Origin of the sequence: Micromonospora sp. M42 (assembly GCF_000568915.1) — a bacterium.
GTDB classification, from domain to species: domain Bacteria; phylum Actinomycetota; class Actinomycetes; order Mycobacteriales; family Micromonosporaceae; genus Micromonospora; species Micromonospora chalcea.
On record NZ_KK037233.1, the window covers coordinates 4,600,317 to 4,616,991 of the forward strand.

Genomic DNA, 16,675 nt, shown 5'->3' on the forward strand with positions numbered 1-16,675 from the left:
GGAGCAAGTCGCTAACCCGACAGCGTCAAGCGACTATCCGGACGGGCGGGCGCGGCACACTGCCCGGCATGCCATTTGTCAACTGGGACATCGTCGCCACCTCTGCCGCCACAGCCCTGATCGTCACCTTGGGGATCGAGTACGCCGCTAAGCCGCGCCTTGAGGCCCGCAAGGAGCGGATTCTCGCCGCGCTCCGGTCGCGCCGGGAGCTGTCAGCGGCGCTCACCGCCGTCTCCCTTCCGGCGGCGTTCCTCAGTATGGATATACCGAGAGAGGCGGAGTCGCAGGTCCGCGAGACCCTGAAAGAGGAACGGTGGCGCCAGTACGAACGGATGCGCCAGCAGGCGCAAGCAATGACGGACAGCATGGACCGACACGCCGGGACCTTCCACTCCATGCCCATGAAGATCGTGATGTCGTACATCGGCACCATGCAGGGTATTTTGCTGTCGGCCCGCACCCGCCACGACAAGGCGAAGCTCGTCTTCGAGCTGTCGCAGCAGATGGCGTTGATTCTGGACGGCCGCTGGTGGCAGGCGGTGGCGCGGGTGAGAGTGCTGCAAAGGTTCCACGAGCTCGTGGCCGAGAGCGAGAAGCAAACGGGCAAGGTGTTGCTGCAGCGCGAAGGTGAGGCGGCGTCGCCGGTCGATTAGGTCGTCATCAGGCTGGACGTCACCGGAGACACGAAGACGGCGCGGGCCGGCCCGCGCAGTCAACGCCGCTTCGGCGGTCGCGCCAACGCCTCAAGCATGCGGCCGGCGGCGGATAGGCCGAGCGCCACGCATCGTGGCTCGACAGGGGCCTGCGGGGACTGGTGGTCTCAACTGCGGTCTCATTCGTTGCCATACGCGGTCGTTCACGAGCGTCCGACGGGCACCGAACTACTGGTCCTATGCACCATCGGACCGGCCCGGACGCGTGATCGCAGACCTCGAAAGCGTGTGAGCGTTTACGCCCTCCGAGGGTTCAAATCCCTCCGCCACCGCTCGTGAACAGCGAGAACGCCCGGTCGATCCTCACGGATCGACCGGGCGTTCCGCGTGCCGGGTCAACTCCCGGTGAAGTCCTCGCCGAGCAGCGCGCGGATCCGGCTCAACGCCCGGGCGTCCCGCATCTTCACGGCCGATACGGAGATGCGCAGGATCTGGGCGACGGTGGCGACGCTCTGGTCCTCCCAGTGCCGCAGCACCACGATCGCCTGGTCCCGGATCGGCAGCGTCGCCAGCGCGGTCATCAACGCGACGTGCAGGTCCGTCGCCGCCGCCGGTTCCGGCCGCTCGGGGAGATCGGCGCAGACCACCTCGGTGCCGCTGCGCCGGCTCCGCTGGTCGAAGACGGCGTTCATGAGCACCCGGCGGCTGTACGCGTCGAGGTTCGCGGCATGCCGGATGCGGGCCCATGAGGCGTACATCCGGGTGAACGTGATCTGGGTCAGGTCCTGGGCGAGGTGCCAGTCCCGGCACATGAGGTAGGCGGTGCGTCTCAGCCGGGGCGCGGTCGCCGCGACGAACGCGCTGAAGTCCTCGTCCCGGGTGCAGCGCTCACGGCGACGGGCGGCGCTCCACCGGGCCAGCGGTCCGGCCGGGCGTTCGGCAGTCGGCGTAGCGCGTACGTCGATCTGCCCGCTGGTCACTCACCCTCCCCGGACTCCGAGCGCGTCGGGCACGGACCGCCCAGGACCTGATCGACGCCGTCCCGGTCGTGGAAGTTCGCCACGAGTTCGGAGTAGTCCTTCGCCCTCGTCAACGTGACCTGGAAGGACTCGGGCATCTGCTCCGGTTTGACCGCGTGGACCAGATCCGGGCTGTTCCGGTACATCTCCTTGAATCTGGCATACGCCTCGTCCCGGCTCTGGAACGTTACGCTCCGCACGAGCGGATCCGACTGGAGCGCGTCGTGTAGGTCGAGCCGCTGCTGATCAGTGATGTCATGCCGCAGGAAGACGCGGACGTCGACCGGCTCGTCACCCCACTGTCGCTCACAGGTGGCGTCGGCGGAGGGCATCAGCGCGCCGGCCGCCACCACCGGCGGCACCGGTTCCCTCGATACCGGCGTCAGGTTCAGGGCGACCAGGACAGCGGCGATCGTGACGAGGCAGGCCGCCGTGCCTCCCGTGACCAGCCGGCGTCTGCGTCGCAGCGCGGCGCCCCCGGCCATGGCCTCCCGGGCCAGTTCCCCGGTCGGGGGTACGGGTTCCACCTCGAGTGCCCGCTCGAAGAGCACATGCAGTTTCTGGTCCACAACTCGCTCCTGGTGTCCGACGGCGTCCTCTCTTAGGGACCGGTCGAGTCGCCGTATCGGTCACACCGGAGCTCCGGCGGGTCGGGTCAGCAGGGCCCGTAGCCCTCGTCGAAGAGGCGGCGGGCCCAGTCCGCGTACCCGGCGAACGTGACCGGCGGGGGTGAGCGCCCGGCTGCTCGGCGAGCGTCCGGACAGCCCTAGGTATCCGGGCTCGTGTATCTGCGGCGTCCTGCCGGTTAGTGTCAGCGTCCGCACAAGGGAGGAATCGCTGTGGTTTTCACGCCTGAACAACCGTTGGCACCCGCCGGACCGGTCATGTCCCGTTCCGGTGGCTCCTTTCGGCCGCACCTGATCTGGGAGGCGGTGCTGCTGGCGCTGACCGTCGTCGCCGCGGTGGTGTGGTACTCCCAGGACGGGTCGCGGCTGTCGCCGCTGGTGTTCAACATCGCCTCCGCCGGCCTGTTGGCGACCGCTTTCGCGCTGTCGCTGCGCACCGCCACGCCCAACCTCGCGGTCGTCGCAGTCGGGGCACTCGCCGGCCTGACGTACGCGGAGGTGCTCGACGCCGGCGCCCCGGTCCTCGTCGCGGCGGTCGCCGCGATCGCCGCCGCGGCGTTCTTCGGTCTCGGGATGGGCCTGATCGCCGGGCTGCTGCAGGCGCCCGGGTGGGCGGTGTCGCTGGGCGGGCTTGCCCTGACGCAGGGCATTCTGCTCGCGACCACCGGCAGCGGCGGTCCGCGGCGGCTCGCGAGCGAAGGTTGGATCCGGTCCGACGGTGCCGGGGCCGGGTGGCTGGTGCTGTTTCTCCTGCTGTCGATCGGCGGCGCGGTGGTGTGGTCGATCCCGGCGGTGCGGCGGGCGCTGAGCGGTAACCGGGTCGTCGCCGGGGAGCCGCTGTCGCCGTTCGGTGCACGGCTGCTGGGCGCGGTCATCGGCCTGGGCGGTTCCAGCCTGATCGCGGGCGCGGCCGGAGTCCTGCTGGCCGGCCGGATCGGTGCCGCAACCGCATCGGCCGACATCGGCCAGCTGACGTTGGTGGCCGGTGCCGTCCTGCTCGGCGGCGTGAGCGTGGCCGGCGGGCGGGGCGGCTTCGCGGGCACCGTGCTGGGGGTCACCCTGCTGTGCCTGGTGCAGATGATCATCCTCGTCGCGGGCGGCCCCCGGTGGCTGCCGACTGTCGTCTTCGCGCTGGCGATCCTCGCCGGCCTGGGCGTCAGCCGGGCGCTGGAGGCCCTGCAACCGGCACTGCCCGCGAGCGTGTCGGGTGCCGGGCCGGCGGAGCCGACGCGGAAGTACTGACCGCTGTCAGCTCGGCCGGGCGTTCTCGCCGCCCGGGGGGTGGTCAGCGCGGTACCGGCGACGAGCACTGCCGGAACATGATCCTCCGTTGGTGGCCTCGGGGCCGCGTCGGCGAGGTCACGGCGAGACGGGCGGGGCGGTGCGCCTCGACCGCGTCGAGGAAGCAGGTGATCGCGGCTTCCGGTATGCGGTCCATGAGCCCGAGCACGTGATCGCCGCAGCCAGGTGGTCGAGCCGAATGTCAGCAGGGGCCGTAGCCCTCGTCGAAGAGGCGGCGGGCCCAGTCCGCGTACCCGGCGATGATCTCCCGGACGGTGACGCCGTCGTGCAGGAACAGGTACGCGCGGTCGCCGTCGCGGGCGAGCAGCCCGGCGAAGCGGTGACTGCCGGGCGGCGCCGGCAGGTCGGTGGCGCCGGGGTACGCGGCGCGGACCTCGCCGATCGGCGTGCCGGCGCTGATGCCCTCGGGTGTGCTCATCGGGTCGTCCAGCCAGAGCAGGACGAGCCGGTCGTCGACGAAGATCGGGCTGACCGCCCCGTGTCCGACGAGTGCGGGCCCGCAGGCCTCCTCGTCGGCGCGCAGCACGCCGCGGCGGGTCAGGTCCGCCTCGGTGGCGCCGAACTCCGCGTCGCGCAGGCCCTCCAGGCTGACCACCTGGGCGGCGCCGACTGGCCGGGCCGGCCACTGTGGATGAACGCCGCTGCCCGCCACTGATGCGGCAGCAAGCAGTACGGCAATAAAGCCGAATTGTCGTAATTTCATGCAATCCCCCAGTCACCAACGGGACCGGGGCGATGAGGTTGCTGGTGCTGGCCGGATTGGCGAAGTTCCCACTCTTCGGCCAGCTCGTCCCAGTAGTCGGCGGACAGCCCGCGCCGACCGTGCGTCAGCCAGCCGTCGGTGTCGCGCTCCAGGTGCAGGCCCAGCTCGGCGAACGGGTCGATCCACGCGCCCGGCTCCGCGCCCAGCCTGGCCAGCGCCGTGTTGATCGGCCACTCGGTACGCGGCCGGTCCAGCGCGGCGTCGTACCGCGGCCCCCAGCTCACCTCGCCGCCGAGCCACACCACCGCCGACTGGTGGCCCAGCCCGCCCGCGAACTCCGCCTCCAGGTACGCGACCGGGCCGCTGGTCGACCAGCGGGCCAGCACCTCCGCCAGCGGCGGCGAGAGCACCAGCCGGAACGGGCGCTCGGCGCGCGGCTCGTCGGTGGCGAAGTCCGGCAGCCCGCCGGTCAGTTCCTGCACCAGTTGCGGGGTCACCGGCAGCAGCGCGAAGTCCTGGCGGAGCGCGGCGAGCACCGCGTGGTCCAGGTCGGCGGTCTGCTCGCGAAGCAGCTCGACGTCGGCGACCACGGCGCTGAGCTGGTAACTCATCCGGTCCTCTCGGCGTCCACAGGCTGTGGATGGAACATGTGTACGACGATCTCAGGTGGCTCCGTTGGTCAGATACCTCGGGCGTCCGTCGCTCAGCGCGGCCACCGCGTGACGCAGCCGATGCCAAACGTACGGGCGAAGCAGCGCCTGCGCATCATCGAGCGCAACGAATCGTGCGTCAGCCAGTTCGCCGTCAGCCGGTTTCAACGGCTCGGCGGGAGGCAGTGCACCGCCGTCGAAGATGAACATCAGGCTGTCGTCCCACGGGCCGTGCGGTGCGACCCAGTCCACCACCAGCAACGGTCCGACGCGTAGTTCGAGACCCAACTCCTCGCGCATCTCCCGCTCGGCGGCCAGGTGCGGCGGCTCGTTCGCCTCCGCCATGCCGCCCGGCAGGTCCCAGTCCGGCTTGTAGCGCGGATCTACCAGCAGGACGTCGCCGTCACCGTTGCGCAGCAGTACGTCGGCTCCCACCCGCTTCCGGGGCTGCCGCGCGTTGCCCTCGGCGAGGTGGGCCTGCCAGGCTGCCGGATCTCGCTCGTACAGGGGACGCTCGTCGGCCATACCGACGATTGTCGGCCGTCCTCACGCCGTCGGCAGCGGCCTCGGCGTTCGCGTACGAGAATCGCCTGGTCGATCTCGGCGGAGGTGGTCGGATCGGGGTGGAGGCGTTCGTAGCCGGGGTGACGGCGGCCGACGATAGTAAAAGAGGAACCGATGGCGCAGTACCTGATCTCCGTACTCGACGACACCACCGGCTCGGCCACCGAGGCGGAGATGGCCGCGATCGGTGAGTTCAACGAGCGGTTGCGCGCCGACGGCCACTGGGTCTTCGCCGGTGGCCTCGCGGCGCCCGAGACCGCCACGGTGGTGGACGCGCGGGACGGGAGCCCGCTGCTCACCGACGGGCCCTACCTGGAGACGAAGGAGTACGTCGGCGGGTTCTGGATCATCGAGGCCCCGGACTTCGACGTGGCGCTCCCGCTCGCCGCGCTGGCGTCGCAGCGGTGCAACAGGCGGGTCGAGCTGCGGCCGTTCCTGGGCGCGTGACAGACGTCGGCGAGGTGCTGACCCGGGTCCACCGCGAGGAGTGGGCCCGGGTGGTCGCCACGCTCGCCCGGCGCATCGGCGATCTCGACGTGGCCGAGGAGATGACCGCCGAGGCGTTCGCCGCCGCCGTCGAACGGTGGACGGCCGACGGCGTACCGCCGAACCCGGGCGCGTGGCTCACCACCACCGCGTACCGCCGGGCCGTCGACCGGATCCGGCGCGAGAGCCGGCGGGAGGACAAGCACCGGGAGGCGCTGATGCTGACCGACGTGCCGGAACCGCTCGGTGTCATCGACGACGACCGGCTCCGCCTGATCTTCACCTGCTGCCATCCGGCGCTGGCCATGGAAGCGCGGGTGGCGCTGACGCTGCGCCTGGTCGGCGGACTCACAGTGCCGGAGATCGCCCGGGCGTACCTGGTTCAGGAAGCCGCCATGAGCCGGCGGATCACCAGGGCCAAGACGAAGATCAAGGCGGCCGGGATCCCGTACCGGGTGCCGTCCCGCGAGGACCTGCCGACCCGCGTCACCGGCGTGCTCGCCGTTCTCTATCTGGTTTTCAACGAGGGCTACCTCGCCTCCGACCCCGACAAGGAGGCGGTGCGCGCCGACCTGACCGGCGAGGCGATCCGGCTCACCCGGCTGGTCCGTACGCTGCTGCCCGACGACCACGAGGTCACCGGTCTCCTGGCTCTGATGCTGCTGACCGAGGCCCGCCGGCCCGCCCGGGTCTCCGCGACCGGCGAACTCGTCGTCCTCGCCGAGCAGGACCGCAGCGCCTGGGACCGCGGCCTCATCGCCGAGGGCCACGCCTTGGTCCGCGCGTGCATCGCCGCCGCACGGCCGCCGGGCCGCTACCAGATCCTCGCCGCGATAAACGCCGTACACACCGACGCCCGCGACGCGCGGGACACCGACTGGTCGCAGGTCGCCGCGCTCTACGACCATTTGGTACGCGTCGACCCGTCGCCGATCGTGCGACTCAACCGGGCCGTGGCGGTCGCCGAACTGGACGGGCCGCAGGTGGCGCTCGCCGAGGTGGACGGGTTGCCGCTGGAGGGATATCACGCGTACCACGCGACGCGGGCCGAGCTGCTGCGGCGGATCGGGCGGGGTGGGGAGGCGCGGGAGGCGTACGAGCGGGCGATCGAGTTGGCGGGGAACAGCGCGGAGACGGCGTACTTGAAGCGGCGGCGGGACCAGTTGGGCACCGGGTGAGGAGTGCCATGGAACGCCGAAGGGGCGCCGCAAGCGGTGCCCCTTCGTGTCTGTCTCTTGCCCACTCAGCTGAGGGTGACCCGCTCGCCCTCGAAGTCAGCGACGATCTCCACGTTGCCGCCGAGGGCCCTGATGTAACGCACAACAGTGCCGACCTCGGCCTTCGGCAACTCGCCGTTCTCGATCGCCGCGACGCGAGGCTGCGACACCTTCATGCGGTCAGCGACCTGCTGCTGGGTCAGGCCCCTGCGCTCGCGCATCTCGCGCAGGCGCGCGGCGCGGACCTCGCCGCGCATCCGCTCCTTGTGCTGCTCGACGGTGGTCTCGTTCAGGTCGGCGCGGGAGCGAACGTCCCGCCAGCTACGTGCCATCAGCGTTGTCCCTTCAGCTCTCGCAGGTGCTCGGTGAACTTCTGGTCCGCTTCGAGGATGCTGGTCTCGTACCAGCCTTTCCAGTTGCCGGCCTTGTCACCCGCGACCAGGAGGATGGCCTCCCGCTGGGGGTCGAAGGCGAACAGGATCCTGATCTCCGTATCCCCCGCCGAGCCCGGCCGGAGCTCCTTCATGTTCTTGTAGTCGGAGCCCTTCACATGGTCAACGAGGGGCCGCCCGAGGGCCGGGCCTTCCTCGGCGAGCAGGTCAATGGCGGCGGCCACCTGGCCTGCGGAATCCGGGTCATCCTTACTGAAGTGAAGGTCTGATACTACGTAGCGTCAGGAGTGCGACAAAAGATCAGCCTGTGTCTGCGCGCGAGTGCGGGGAGAGCTGATCTCTGCGATTCATGACAGCCGCCAGCGATCTGGCCGAGCGGCCGGCCGCGAGCAACCAGGCGGGCCGGACCATGGCAAGTGAGACGAGGGCGAGCGTAGAGACGACTCAGGGCCGGTCCCGTGGGGGCCGGCCCTGTCGTTTTTCCTGCTCAAGCGAGCGGAGGATACGAGATTCGAACTCGTGAGGGTGTAAACCCAACACGCTTTCCAAGCGTGCGCCCTAGGCCTCTAGGCGAATCCTCCGCGAGCCAGGATACAGGTCTCCCGACGGCGGGCCACCCCACCCTCCCGGAAGATCCACAACCCTTCGGGTAGGCTTGGCGTCACCTCCCGTGCGGCGGTACCTCGTGAACCTCCCCAGGGCCGGAAGGCAGCAAGGATAAGCGAGCTCTGCCGGGTGCACGGGAGGCCTTTCTGTCTCCCGGGCCGGGTAACGTCGCTGCGGGTCGGGTCACGGGGTGGTGGGTGGTCACCCGGGGCCGACCGGCGCAGAATGGCTCGGTCGAGAGGAGGCGGGGCGGGTGGCACTGGCCCTTTACCGCAAGTACCGGCCGCGGACGTTCGCCGAGATCATCGGCCAGGATCACGTCACCGAGCCGTTGTCGCAGGCGCTGCGCAGCGGCCGGCTGAACCACGCGTACCTCTTCTCCGGCCCCCGGGGCTGCGGCAAGACCTCCAGCGCCCGGATCCTGGCCCGCTCGCTCAACTGTGAGCAGGGCCCCACGCCCGAGCCGTGCGGGCAGTGCGAGTCCTGCCGTTCGCTCGCGACCGACGGTGCCGGCTCGATCGACGTGATCGAGATCGACGCGGCCAGCCACGGTGGTGTCGACGACGCCCGTGAGCTGCGGGAGAAGGCGTTCTTCGCGCCGGCCCGCAGCCGCTTCAAGATCTACGTCATCGACGAGGCGCACATGGTCTCGTCGGCCGGCTTCAACGCGTTGCTGAAGCTGGTCGAGGAGCCCCCGGAGTACGTCAAGTTCATCTTCGCCACCACCGAACCGGAGAAGGTCCTCGGCACGATCAAGTCGCGGACCCACCACTACCCGTTCCGGCTGATCCCGCCGAAGGTGCTCCGTCCCTACCTTGAGCAGCTCTGCGAGGCCGAGGGCGTCACTGTCGATCCGGCTGTATTCCCGCTGGTGGTCCGCGCCGGTGGCGGCAGCGCCCGGGACAGCCTCTCCGTACTCGACCAGCTCATCGCCGGCGCCGGCCCGGAGGGTGTCGGCTACGCCCGGGCCGCCGCGTTGCTCGGCGTCACCGACTCGGCGCTGATCGACGAGATGTGCGACGCGCTCGCCGCCGGTGACGGCGCCGCCGCGTACGCGACTGTCGACCGGGTCGCCGAGGCCGGCCACGACCCGCGCCGCTTCGCCTCCGACCTGCTGGAACGCCTCCGCGACCTGATCGTGCTCCAGCAGGTGCCGGATGCCGCCGCCAAGGGCCTCATCGACGGCCCGGCCGACCAGATCGAGCGGATGGCCGCCCAGGCGCAGCGCCTCGGCCCGGCCACGCTGTCCCGCTGCGCGGACATCGTGCACAACGGCCTGGTCGAGATGCGCGGCACCACGGCGCCCCGGCTGCTGCTGGAGCTGATCTGCGCCCGGATGCTGCTGCCCGGCGCGGACGACTCGTCCGGCGGCCTGCTCCAGCGCCTGGAGCGGATGGAACGCCGGCTGACGCTGGGCGGCGTCGAGCCGTCGCCGTCCGCGCATCCCACCCAGACCCCTGAGGTACGCCCGGCGGCTTCCGCCCCGGGCGCGGCTGCCGCCGCGGTCCACCCGGACACCGCCGGCACGCCGGCGGCTCCCGGTGCCCCGACCGGTGCCGCCGCCGCACGTGCCGCCGCAGCCGCCGCTGCCGGTTCCCGCAGCGCCGCGCCCGGTTCCCGCCCGGGCTCTGCCGTCGGGGCTACCGGCTCCCGTCCCGCCCCGGCCGGTGCGGCTGCCGACGCCGGCCCGGCCGCTGCCGATTCCGGCTCGTCGACGACCGAGGCGACAGCGGCTGCCGGAACTCACCCCGGCACGGACGCCGGGTTCTCCGCGTCGGCCTCCGAGCGGTCAACTGCCGGCCCGACGACTTCCGGTCAGGCCGCCGCCCGCCGCCCGGTGCCGCCGTCTGCGGTGATGCCCGACCCCGCCACGCCCGAGCCGCCCCGCCCCGGCGCGGCGAATCCGGGGGCGCTCGACGCGGTGGCGGTGCGCCGGGTCTGGCCCGAGGTAGTAGGCAAGGTGAACCGGAGCAACAAGCGGATCGCCGCGCTGATGCGGGACGCGGTGGTGCGCGACCTGGACGGCGACACGCTCGTACTGACCGTGAAGTCGACGGTGCTGGCGAAGATGATGGCCGACCACGCGGCCGTGCTGACCGACGCGCTCTACGAGGAGTTCGGCGGTCGCTGGCAGATCCGCTGCGAGGTGGCGGGCGAGCGCGGCGCCGCATCGCTCGGCGGCCCGTCCCGCCCGTCCGGCGCGGCACGAGCGCAGACCGACAGCACGCCCGACCGCGCACCGTCCGACAGCGTCCCGGGTCGCCCGGCGTCCGCTCCGACGGCTCCGGGGTCGTCCGACACCTCACCCGGTCGCCCGGCCCCCGGAGTGGCGGCCAACGCTCAGGCGCGCTCCGCTTCCGGCAGCTCGGGCGACTTCTCCCACTCGACCACACCCGACGGGAGCCGTCCTGGCTCGACGGACGCCGGACCGGGCCGTCCTGACTCCGGCGCTGCCGGTCGTCCGGCATCCGCCGGTCTCGGCGACGCCCCGGGACAGCCGGTGTCCGGCTCGACCGGTGCCACGGGCAACCGAACCCTCGGCAGTCAGGGCGCGGCCGGGCAGGCCGACGAGGACGACTGGCCGGAGCCGGTGCGGCCCGGTGGCGCGGCGACCGGTGGCGCCTCGGCCGCGAGCACCGGCGACGCGGAGGACTGGCCGGCGGCGGCCCGTCCGGGCGGGGGCACGGCGACCGCTACCGCCCCTGTCGCCGTACCCAAGCCTGCTGCACCCGCGACGGCGCCGGCCGGTGGGGCGAGGCCGGGGGGCGGCGGGCCGAAGAACAGCGCGATCGCGGCGGCGCGTGCGGCCGCCGCGGCGGCTGCTGCCGGCGGTGGTCCCGGCAAGGGGTCGCGCGCGGCGCAGCCGGCGCGGAAGACGGCCGACGCCGAGTGGGCGGGCGAGCCGCCCTACGACCCGGACTTCGACGGCCCGGTGCGGGGTGGGCGGGCGCCCGCCGCGGCGCCGGCCTACGAGGGGTTCGACCCGGGCGACGAGCCGCTCGACGACGTGATCGACGAGCGGACGGCCCGGCAGTCGAGCGAGGAGCAGGCGGTTCAGCTGCTGCGCGAGACGTTCGGAGCCGAGAAGATCGACGAGGTGGACGCGCGCTGAGCGCGCGCCGACCGCGATTCAGCAGCGCCGTGGCCCGACTAGGCTGGGCGCGGCCGAGCAGACGAGTGGAAGAAGGAGCGGTCCGTGCGCCCAGGTGGACAGCCGAACATGCAGCAGATGCTGAAGCAGGCGCAGAAGATGCAGCAGCAGATCGCCAAGGCCCAGGCCGAGCTGGCCGAGGCGGAGCTGACCGGCACCGCCGGCGGTGGCCTGGTCACCGCGACCGTCGCCGGCACCGGTGAGCTGAAGGCGATCAAGATCGACCCGAAGGCGGTCGACCCGGAGGACGTCGAGACGCTTGAGGACCTGGTGGTCGCGGCCGTGCACAACGCCGCCGAGGCGGCCCGTGAGCTGACCGAGAAGAAGATGGGCCCGGTCGCGGGCGGCATGGGCGGCCTCGGCCTGCCCGGGTTCTGAGCCGGCAGATGTACGAGGGTGCCATCCAGGACCTGATCGACGAGCTGGGCCGGCTGCCGGGCGTGGGGCCGAAGAGCGCCCAGCGGATCGCGTTCCATGTGCTGTCGGCGGATCCGGCCGACGTGAACCGGCTGGCCGGCGCGCTGCGCAAGGTCAAGGACCTGGTCCGGTTCTGCACGACCTGCTACAACGTGGCCGAGTCGGAGCAGTGCCGGATCTGCCGTGATCCGCGGCGTACCGACGAGGTGCTCTGCGTGGTCGAGGAGCCCAAGGACGTGGTGGCGATCGAGCGGACCGGCGAGTTCCGCGGGCGCTACCACGTGCTCGGTGGCGCGATCAATCCGCTGGAGGGCATCGGCCCGGACAACCTGCGGATCCGTGAGCTGATGACCCGCCTCGGCACTGGCTCGGTACGGGAGCTGATCCTGGCCACCGACCCGAACACCGAGGGCGAGGCGACCGCCACCTATCTGGCGCTGATGGTCAAGCCGATGGGGATCGCGGTGACCCGGCTGGCGAGTGGGCTGCCGGTCGGCGGCGATCTGGAGTACGCCGACGAGATCACGCTGGGCCGTGCCTTCGAGGGGCGCCGAGCCGTCTGAGTCGTGTCGCGTCGCTTCCGGCGGGTGCCCTGCGGGGTGCCCGCCGGACGTGTCTACGCGCTGAACTCCGCCCCGCGCTGATCTGACACGAACGTGCGTCCGGGACCGGATCGACGTAATAAATTTGGCCTTCAAACCGACGAAAATTCGGTACTAGGCAGTGTTCTCCTTCGAATCGAATGCCTTGGTCCAGAACAGACACGATTCGATACCAACCCACCCCCCGCCCGTTTCCGCGCCGTCCACCCGAGGGCTAAGGTCTGCGCACATCGGTGACCCTGTCACCACGTTGTCCGTACCCCCAAGGACGAGGTGAAGCACCATGCGTGCATCCAGGCCGAAGGTCGCAATCGCGGCCGTCGCGGTCGCGGCCCTCGCGGTTGCAGGCTGCGCCGAGAGCGACCGTGAAAGTGGCTCCGGAGGAGATAAGAAGAAGGACACCCTCGTCTTCGGCGTCGCCGGAGACCCGAAGGTGCTCGACCCCAGCTTCGCCAGCGACGGTGAGTCGCTGCGCGTGGCGCGCCAGGTCTTCGAGACGCTGGTCCGTCCGGAGGAGGGCGGCACCAAGGTGACGCCGGGTCTCGCGGAGTCCTGGACCCCGGACGCGGCGGGCACCACCTGGACCTTCAAGCTCCGCTCGGGCGTGAAGTTCCACGACGGCACCGACTTCAACGCCGAGGCCGTCTGCGCCAACTTCGACCGCTGGTACAACGCCAAGGGCCTCATGCAGAGCCCGGACGTGACCGCGTACTGGCAGGACGTCATGGGCGGGTTCGCCAAGAACGAGGACCCGGAGCTCGGGCCGAGCCTCTTCAAGTCCTGCACCGCCAAGGACGCCACCACTGTGGACCTCGCGTTCACCCGGGTCTCCAGCAAGATCCCGGCCGCGCTGATGCTGCCGTCGTTCTCGATGCAGAGCCCCAAGGCGATGCAGCAGTACGACGCCAGCAACGTGACCGGCACCGCCGAGGACATCAAGTACCCGGCGTACGCGATGGAGCACCCGACCGGCACCGGCCCGTTCAAGTTCAAGGCCTGGGACATCGCGAACAAGACGCTCACCATCGAGCGCAACGACGACTACCACGGCGACAAGGCCAAGCTGAAGACCATCATCTTCAAGACGATCTCGGACGAGAACGCCCGCAAGCAGGCGCTCCGCTCGGGTGACATCCAGGGCTACGACCTCGTCGGCCCGGCGGACGTGGAGCCGCTGAAGAAGGAGGGCTTCAACGTCCTCACCCGTCCGGCCTTCAACATCCTCTACCTGGCGATCAACCAGAAGGGGAACCCGAAGCTGGCCGACCTGAAGGTCCGGCAGGCCATCGCGCACGCGCTGAACCGGCAGGCCCTGGTCGACTCGAAGCTGCCCCCGGGCGCCAAGGTCGCGATGAACTTCTTCCCGGACACCGTCGAGGGCTGGAACGGCGACGTCACCAAGTACGACTACGACCCGGCCAAGGCCAAGGCTCTGCTGGCCGAGGCGGGCGCGTCGAACCTGACGCTGCGGTTCCACTACCCGACCGAGGTCACCCGGCCGTACATGCCGAACCCGAAGGACATCTTCGAGCTGCTCTCGGCGGACCTCAAGGCGGTCGGCATCAACGTCCAGGCCATCCCGCTGAAGTGGAGCCCGGACTACCTGAACGCCACCACCTCCGGCAACAAGCACGACCTGCACTTCCTCGGCTGGACCGGTGACTACGGCGACGCGTACAACTTCATCGGCACCTTCTTCGACCGCCAGAAGGACGAGTGGGGCTTCAACAACCCCGCGCTCTTCGCGCAGTTCAAGGACGCCGACACCACCGCCGACGTGGCGGCCCGGACGGAGAAGTACAAGGCGCTGAACAAGACGATCATGGACTTCCTGCCGGGTGTGCCGATCTCGCACTCCCCGCCGGCGATCGTGTTCGGCAAGGACGTGACCGGGGTCAAGGCGAGCCCGCTCACCGACGAGCGGTACTCGAGCGCAGAGTTCAAGTGATCTGAAGGCACCGTACGCGGGCGGGCGCTGTGACCACAGCGCCCGCCCGCACCCCTCCGCACACCCTCCGAGGCGCCCGTGTTCCGGTTCATCGTCAGACGCCTGCTACAGCTGATACCAACGCTGTTCGGGCTCTCCGTCCTGCTGTTCATCTGGCTCCGCCGACTTCCCGGCGGTCCCGAGACCGCGATCCTCGGTGAACGGGGCACGCCCGAGTCGCGCGCCGCGATCCGGCGCAACCTCGGTCTCGACGAGCCGATCCTGGTTCAGTACGCCCGCTTCCTGCGGCGGATGATCCGGCTCGACCTGGGCACCTCGACCGGTACGAAGCGGGCTGTCACCACGGAGTTCGTGGAGCGGTTCCCCGGCACCGTCGAGCTGACGATCATGGCCATGGTGCTGGCGATCGGCATCGGGATCCCGCTCGGCTACCTCGCCGCACGCCGCCGCGGCCGGTTCCTCGACCACGCCTCGGTCGGCGGATCGCTCATCGGCATCTGCATCCCGGTCTTCTTCCTGGCGTACGTGCTCAAGGCGATCTTCGCCGAGAACCTGGGCTGGTTCCCCTCCAGCGGCCGGCAGGACCCGACCATCGGGGCGACCCGGGTCACCAACTTCTTCGTCCTCGACGGGATCATGACCCGCGAGTGGGACGCCGCCGCCGACGCGCTCTGGCACCTCGTGCTGCCGGGCATCGCGCTGGCGAGCATCCCGCTCGCGATCATCGTCCGGATCACCCGGGCCAGCGTCCTGGAGGTGCTCAACGAGGACTTCGTCCGGACCGCCGAGGCCAAGGGCCTGACCGAGCGGACCGTCCGTCGCCGGCACGTGCTGCGTAACGCCATGCTGCCGGTGGCCACCTCGATCGGTCTGCAGACCGGTCTCCTGCTCTCCGGCGCGGTGCTCACCGAGACCGTGTTCGCCTTCAGCGGCATCGGCGCGTTCGTCGCCGAGTCGATCAGCCAGCGCGACTATCCGGTGCTGATGGGCTTCATCATGATCATTGCGGTGGTGTACGTGCTGGTGAATCTCCTGGTCGACCTCTCCTACAGCGTGATCGACCCGAGGGTGAGGGTGCGATGACCATCACCGGAGGAAAGAAGCGCGAGAAGATCGACCGGCTCGCCGAACTGTCCGCCCGCGAGGACGAGCAGGGGGTGAGCCTCTGGAAGGAGGCGTTCCGCCGCCTGCGCCGCAACCCGGCGGCCATCATCGGCGTGGTCATCCTGGCCGTCTTCGTCCTGGTCGCGGTGATCGGGCCGTTCTTCGTCCCGTACAGCCCGACGGACTCCATCGGCATCCGGGAAGGGCTGGTCAAGTCCGGCCAGGGCATCATCCCGGGCGCCTCCGCCGACCACTGGCTCGGCTTCGACCACCAGGGCCGGGACGAGTTCAGCCGGCTGATCGTCGGGGCCCGGCAGACGCTGCTCGTCGGCGTGGTCTCCACCCTGATCGGTCTCGCCGTCGGTGCGCTGATCGGTGGCGTCGCCGGCGCGGCGGCCGGGCTGGGCGGCCGCTGGGGCCGCTGGATCGACACCACCCTGATGCGCTTCATCGACATGCTGCTGGCCATGCCGAGCCTGCTGCTCGCGGTGAGCATCGCGGCGCTGCTCGGCGCCAGCCTCACCACCGTGATGATCGCTGTCGGCGTGGTCTCCGTGCCGATCTTCGCCCGGCTGCTGCGCGGCTCGATGATCGCGCAGTCCAACAGCGACTACGTGCTGGCGGCGACGGCGCTCGGCGTGAAGCGGTCGAAGATCGCCCTCACCCACGTGGTGCCGAACTCGATCGCCCCGGTCATCGTCCAGGCCACGCTGACGCTGGCGACCGCGATCATCGAGGCCGCCGCGCTCTCCTTCCTCGGCCTCGGCAACCCCGACTCGGCCATCCCCGAGTGGGGCGTCATGCTCGCCGACGCGCAGCCGTACCTGGGCATCCGGCCGGGCCTGGCGATCTACCCGGCGCTCGGCATCATCATCACCGCGCTCGGTTTCACCCTGCTCGGCGAGGCGATGCGCGAGGCCCTCGACCCGAAGCTGCGGAAGTAGGTCTCTCATGGCACTGCTCGAAGTGGACGACCTCTCCGTCACGTTCGCCCGTCGTGGGCAGCGCACCGTGCACGCGGTGGACGGGGTGTCCTTCTCGGTCGACGCCGGTGAGGTGGTCGGCCTGGTCGGCGAGTCCGGCTGCGGCAAGAGCGTCACGTCGCTGGCGATCATGGGCCTGCTGCCCAAGCAGCCGGGCCTGCGGGTCGGCGGCAAGGCGGTCTTCGACGGCACCGACCTGCTCCAGCTCGACGACCGGTCCCGCCGCGCCTCCGTGGCCGGGACGTGGCGATG

Annotated in this window: 17 protein-coding genes, 1 tRNA gene, 1 other RNA gene and 1 pseudogene; 12 read left to right on the forward strand and 8 right to left on the reverse strand. The window is 70.7% G+C overall.

The genetic code is table 11. The features are described from left to right. Positions 1 to 68 precede the first annotated feature (68 nt). A complete protein-coding gene (locus MCBG_RS21170; protein WP_043327827.1) occupies positions 69 to 653 on the forward strand; it encodes a hypothetical protein in 585 nt (194 codons plus the stop codon). 395 nt (positions 654 to 1,048) lie between these two features. On the opposite strand, the gene MCBG_RS21175 is transcribed toward MCBG_RS21170, so the two are convergent. Together MCBG_RS21175 and MCBG_RS21180 are read right to left on the reverse strand one after the other, a co-directional pair. Beyond that, the gene (locus MCBG_RS21175; RefSeq protein WP_223201287.1) at positions 1,049 to 1,633 is read right to left on the reverse strand and encodes a SigE family RNA polymerase sigma factor; all 585 of its coding nucleotides are present in this window, start codon (positions 1,631 to 1,633) and stop codon (positions 1,049 to 1,051) included. Beyond that, entirely contained in the window at positions 1,630 to 2,241 is a 612-nt protein-coding gene (locus MCBG_RS21180) for a permease-like cell division protein FtsX (protein WP_043327828.1), read from the reverse strand. The genes MCBG_RS21175 and MCBG_RS21180 overlap by 4 nt, the downstream gene beginning before the upstream one ends. A gap of 315 nt (positions 2,242 to 2,556) precedes the next feature. Here MCBG_RS21180 and MCBG_RS21185 point away from each other — a divergent pair, with 315 nt between their 5' ends. Beyond that, positions 2,557 to 3,540, forward strand: a complete 984-nt coding sequence (locus MCBG_RS21185; protein ID WP_043327829.1) for an ABC transporter permease — start codon at positions 2,557 to 2,559, stop codon at positions 3,538 to 3,540. Between the two features lie 241 nt (positions 3,541 to 3,781). Here the strand turns inward: MCBG_RS21185 and MCBG_RS21190 are convergent, their stop codons facing one another. Genes MCBG_RS21190 through MCBG_RS21200 form a run of 3 tightly spaced genes read right to left on the reverse strand, consistent with a single transcriptional unit; the run spans position 3,782 to position 5,478 of the window. Next, the gene (locus MCBG_RS21190; protein WP_043327830.1) at positions 3,782 to 4,303 is read right to left on the reverse strand and encodes a hypothetical protein; all 522 of its coding nucleotides are present in this window, start codon (positions 4,301 to 4,303) and stop codon (positions 3,782 to 3,784) included. After that, positions 4,300 to 4,914, reverse strand: a complete 615-nt coding sequence (locus MCBG_RS21195; protein WP_043327831.1) for a hypothetical protein — start codon at positions 4,912 to 4,914, stop codon at positions 4,300 to 4,302. The genes MCBG_RS21190 and MCBG_RS21195 overlap by 4 nt, the downstream gene beginning before the upstream one ends. Positions 4,915 to 4,965: 51 nt before the next feature. Beyond that, on the reverse strand, positions 4,966 to 5,478 hold the full coding sequence (locus MCBG_RS21200; RefSeq protein WP_043327832.1) for an NUDIX domain-containing protein: 513 nt from the start codon (positions 5,476 to 5,478) through the stop codon (positions 4,966 to 4,968). Between the two features lie 153 nt (positions 5,479 to 5,631). On the opposite strand from MCBG_RS21200, the gene MCBG_RS21205 reads away from it, so the two are divergent. Continuing rightward, positions 5,632 to 5,964, forward strand: a complete 333-nt coding sequence (locus MCBG_RS21205) for a YciI family protein (RefSeq protein WP_043327833.1) — start codon at positions 5,632 to 5,634, stop codon at positions 5,962 to 5,964. Further along, positions 5,961 to 7,181 carry an RNA polymerase sigma factor gene (locus tag MCBG_RS21210; protein ID WP_043327834.1) on the forward strand — a complete coding sequence of 407 codons (1,221 nt, stop codon included), beginning with the start codon at positions 5,961 to 5,963 and terminating at the stop codon, positions 7,179 to 7,181. The genes MCBG_RS21205 and MCBG_RS21210 overlap by 4 nt, the downstream gene beginning before the upstream one ends. Positions 7,182 to 7,246: 65 nt before the next feature. On the opposite strand, the gene MCBG_RS21215 is transcribed toward MCBG_RS21210, so the two are convergent. The 3 genes and pseudogenes from MCBG_RS21215 to MCBG_RS21225 form a co-directional block, all read right to left on the reverse strand. Further along, a complete protein-coding gene (locus MCBG_RS21215) occupies positions 7,247 to 7,552 on the reverse strand; it encodes a helix-turn-helix domain-containing protein (protein WP_043327835.1) in 306 nt (101 codons plus the stop codon). After that, a pseudogene (locus MCBG_RS21220) lies at positions 7,552 to 7,857 on the reverse strand (type II toxin-antitoxin system RelE/ParE family toxin); the annotation flags it as partial. The pseudogene MCBG_RS21220 and the gene MCBG_RS21215, both read right to left, overlap by 1 nt. 251 nt (positions 7,858 to 8,108) lie before the next feature. Continuing rightward, positions 8,109 to 8,193 (reverse strand) — tRNA-Ser (locus MCBG_RS21225). A gap of 81 nt (positions 8,194 to 8,274) precedes the next feature. Between MCBG_RS21225 and ffs the strand changes: the two genes are divergently transcribed. The 8 genes from ffs to MCBG_RS34290 form a co-directional block, all read left to right on the forward strand. Continuing rightward, an RNA gene (gene ffs, locus MCBG_RS31950) (signal recognition particle sRNA small type) lies at positions 8,275 to 8,364 on the forward strand. A gap of 107 nt (positions 8,365 to 8,471) precedes the next feature. Then, positions 8,472 to 11,330 carry a DNA polymerase III subunit gamma and tau gene (locus MCBG_RS21230; RefSeq protein ID WP_043327836.1) on the forward strand — a complete coding sequence of 953 codons (2,859 nt, stop codon included), beginning with the start codon at positions 8,472 to 8,474 and terminating at the stop codon, positions 11,328 to 11,330. A gap of 108 nt (positions 11,331 to 11,438) precedes the next feature. Then, positions 11,439 to 11,747, forward strand: a complete 309-nt coding sequence (locus MCBG_RS21235; protein ID WP_030502117.1) for a YbaB/EbfC family nucleoid-associated protein — start codon at positions 11,439 to 11,441, stop codon at positions 11,745 to 11,747. A gap of 8 nt (positions 11,748 to 11,755) precedes the next feature. Further along, positions 11,756 to 12,349, forward strand: coding sequence for a recombination mediator RecR (gene recR, locus MCBG_RS21240; protein ID WP_030502116.1), 594 nt, complete (start codon positions 11,756 to 11,758; stop codon positions 12,347 to 12,349). Between the two features lie 322 nt (positions 12,350 to 12,671). Further along, positions 12,672 to 14,336, forward strand: coding sequence for an ABC transporter substrate-binding protein (locus tag MCBG_RS21245; RefSeq protein ID WP_043327837.1), 1,665 nt, complete (start codon positions 12,672 to 12,674; stop codon positions 14,334 to 14,336). 78 nt (positions 14,337 to 14,414) lie between these two features. Beyond that, entirely contained in the window at positions 14,415 to 15,419 is a 1,005-nt protein-coding gene (locus tag MCBG_RS21250; protein ID WP_043327838.1) for an ABC transporter permease, read from the forward strand. Further along, positions 15,416 to 16,384, forward strand: coding sequence for an ABC transporter permease (locus MCBG_RS21255; RefSeq protein ID WP_043327839.1), 969 nt, complete (start codon positions 15,416 to 15,418; stop codon positions 16,382 to 16,384). Before MCBG_RS21250 ends, MCBG_RS21255 begins: the two co-directional genes overlap by 4 nt. A 7-nt stretch (positions 16,385 to 16,391) precedes the next feature. After that, a partial coding sequence (locus MCBG_RS34290; protein ID WP_043327840.1) for an ATP-binding cassette domain-containing protein occupies positions 16,392 to 16,675 on the forward strand: 284 nt, incomplete at its 3' end.

Bases quoted from the DNA above. Each gene is read 5' to 3' on its own strand.
- MCBG_RS21245 (WP_043327837.1), top strand. From the start codon at position 12,672: ATGCGTGCATCCAGGCCGAAGGTCGCAATCGCGGCCGTCGCGGTCGCG.
- MCBG_RS21170 (WP_043327827.1), top strand. From the start codon at position 69: ATGCCATTTGTCAACTGGGACATCGTCGCCACCTCTGCCGCCACAGCC.
- MCBG_RS21235 (WP_030502117.1), top strand. From the start codon at position 11,439: ATGCAGCAGATGCTGAAGCAGGCGCAGAAGATGCAGCAGCAGATCGCC.
- recR (WP_030502116.1), top strand. From the start codon at position 11,756: ATGTACGAGGGTGCCATCCAGGACCTGATCGACGAGCTGGGCCGGCTG.
- MCBG_RS21185 (WP_043327829.1), top strand. From the start codon at position 2,557: ATGTCCCGTTCCGGTGGCTCCTTTCGGCCGCACCTGATCTGGGAGGCG.
- MCBG_RS21190 (WP_043327830.1), bottom strand. From the start codon at position 4,303: ATGAAATTACGACAATTCGGCTTTATTGCCGTACTGCTTGCTGCCGCA.
- MCBG_RS21255 (WP_043327839.1), top strand. From the start codon at position 15,416: ATGACCATCACCGGAGGAAAGAAGCGCGAGAAGATCGACCGGCTCGCC.
- MCBG_RS21205 (WP_043327833.1), top strand. From the start codon at position 5,632: ATGGCGCAGTACCTGATCTCCGTACTCGACGACACCACCGGCTCGGCC.
- MCBG_RS21195 (WP_043327831.1), bottom strand. From the start codon at position 4,914: ATGAGTTACCAGCTCAGCGCCGTGGTCGCCGACGTCGAGCTGCTTCGC.
- MCBG_RS21200 (WP_043327832.1), bottom strand. From the start codon at position 5,478: ATGGCCGACGAGCGTCCCCTGTACGAGCGAGATCCGGCAGCCTGGCAG.
- MCBG_RS21215 (WP_043327835.1), bottom strand. From the start codon at position 7,552: ATGGCACGTAGCTGGCGGGACGTTCGCTCCCGCGCCGACCTGAACGAG.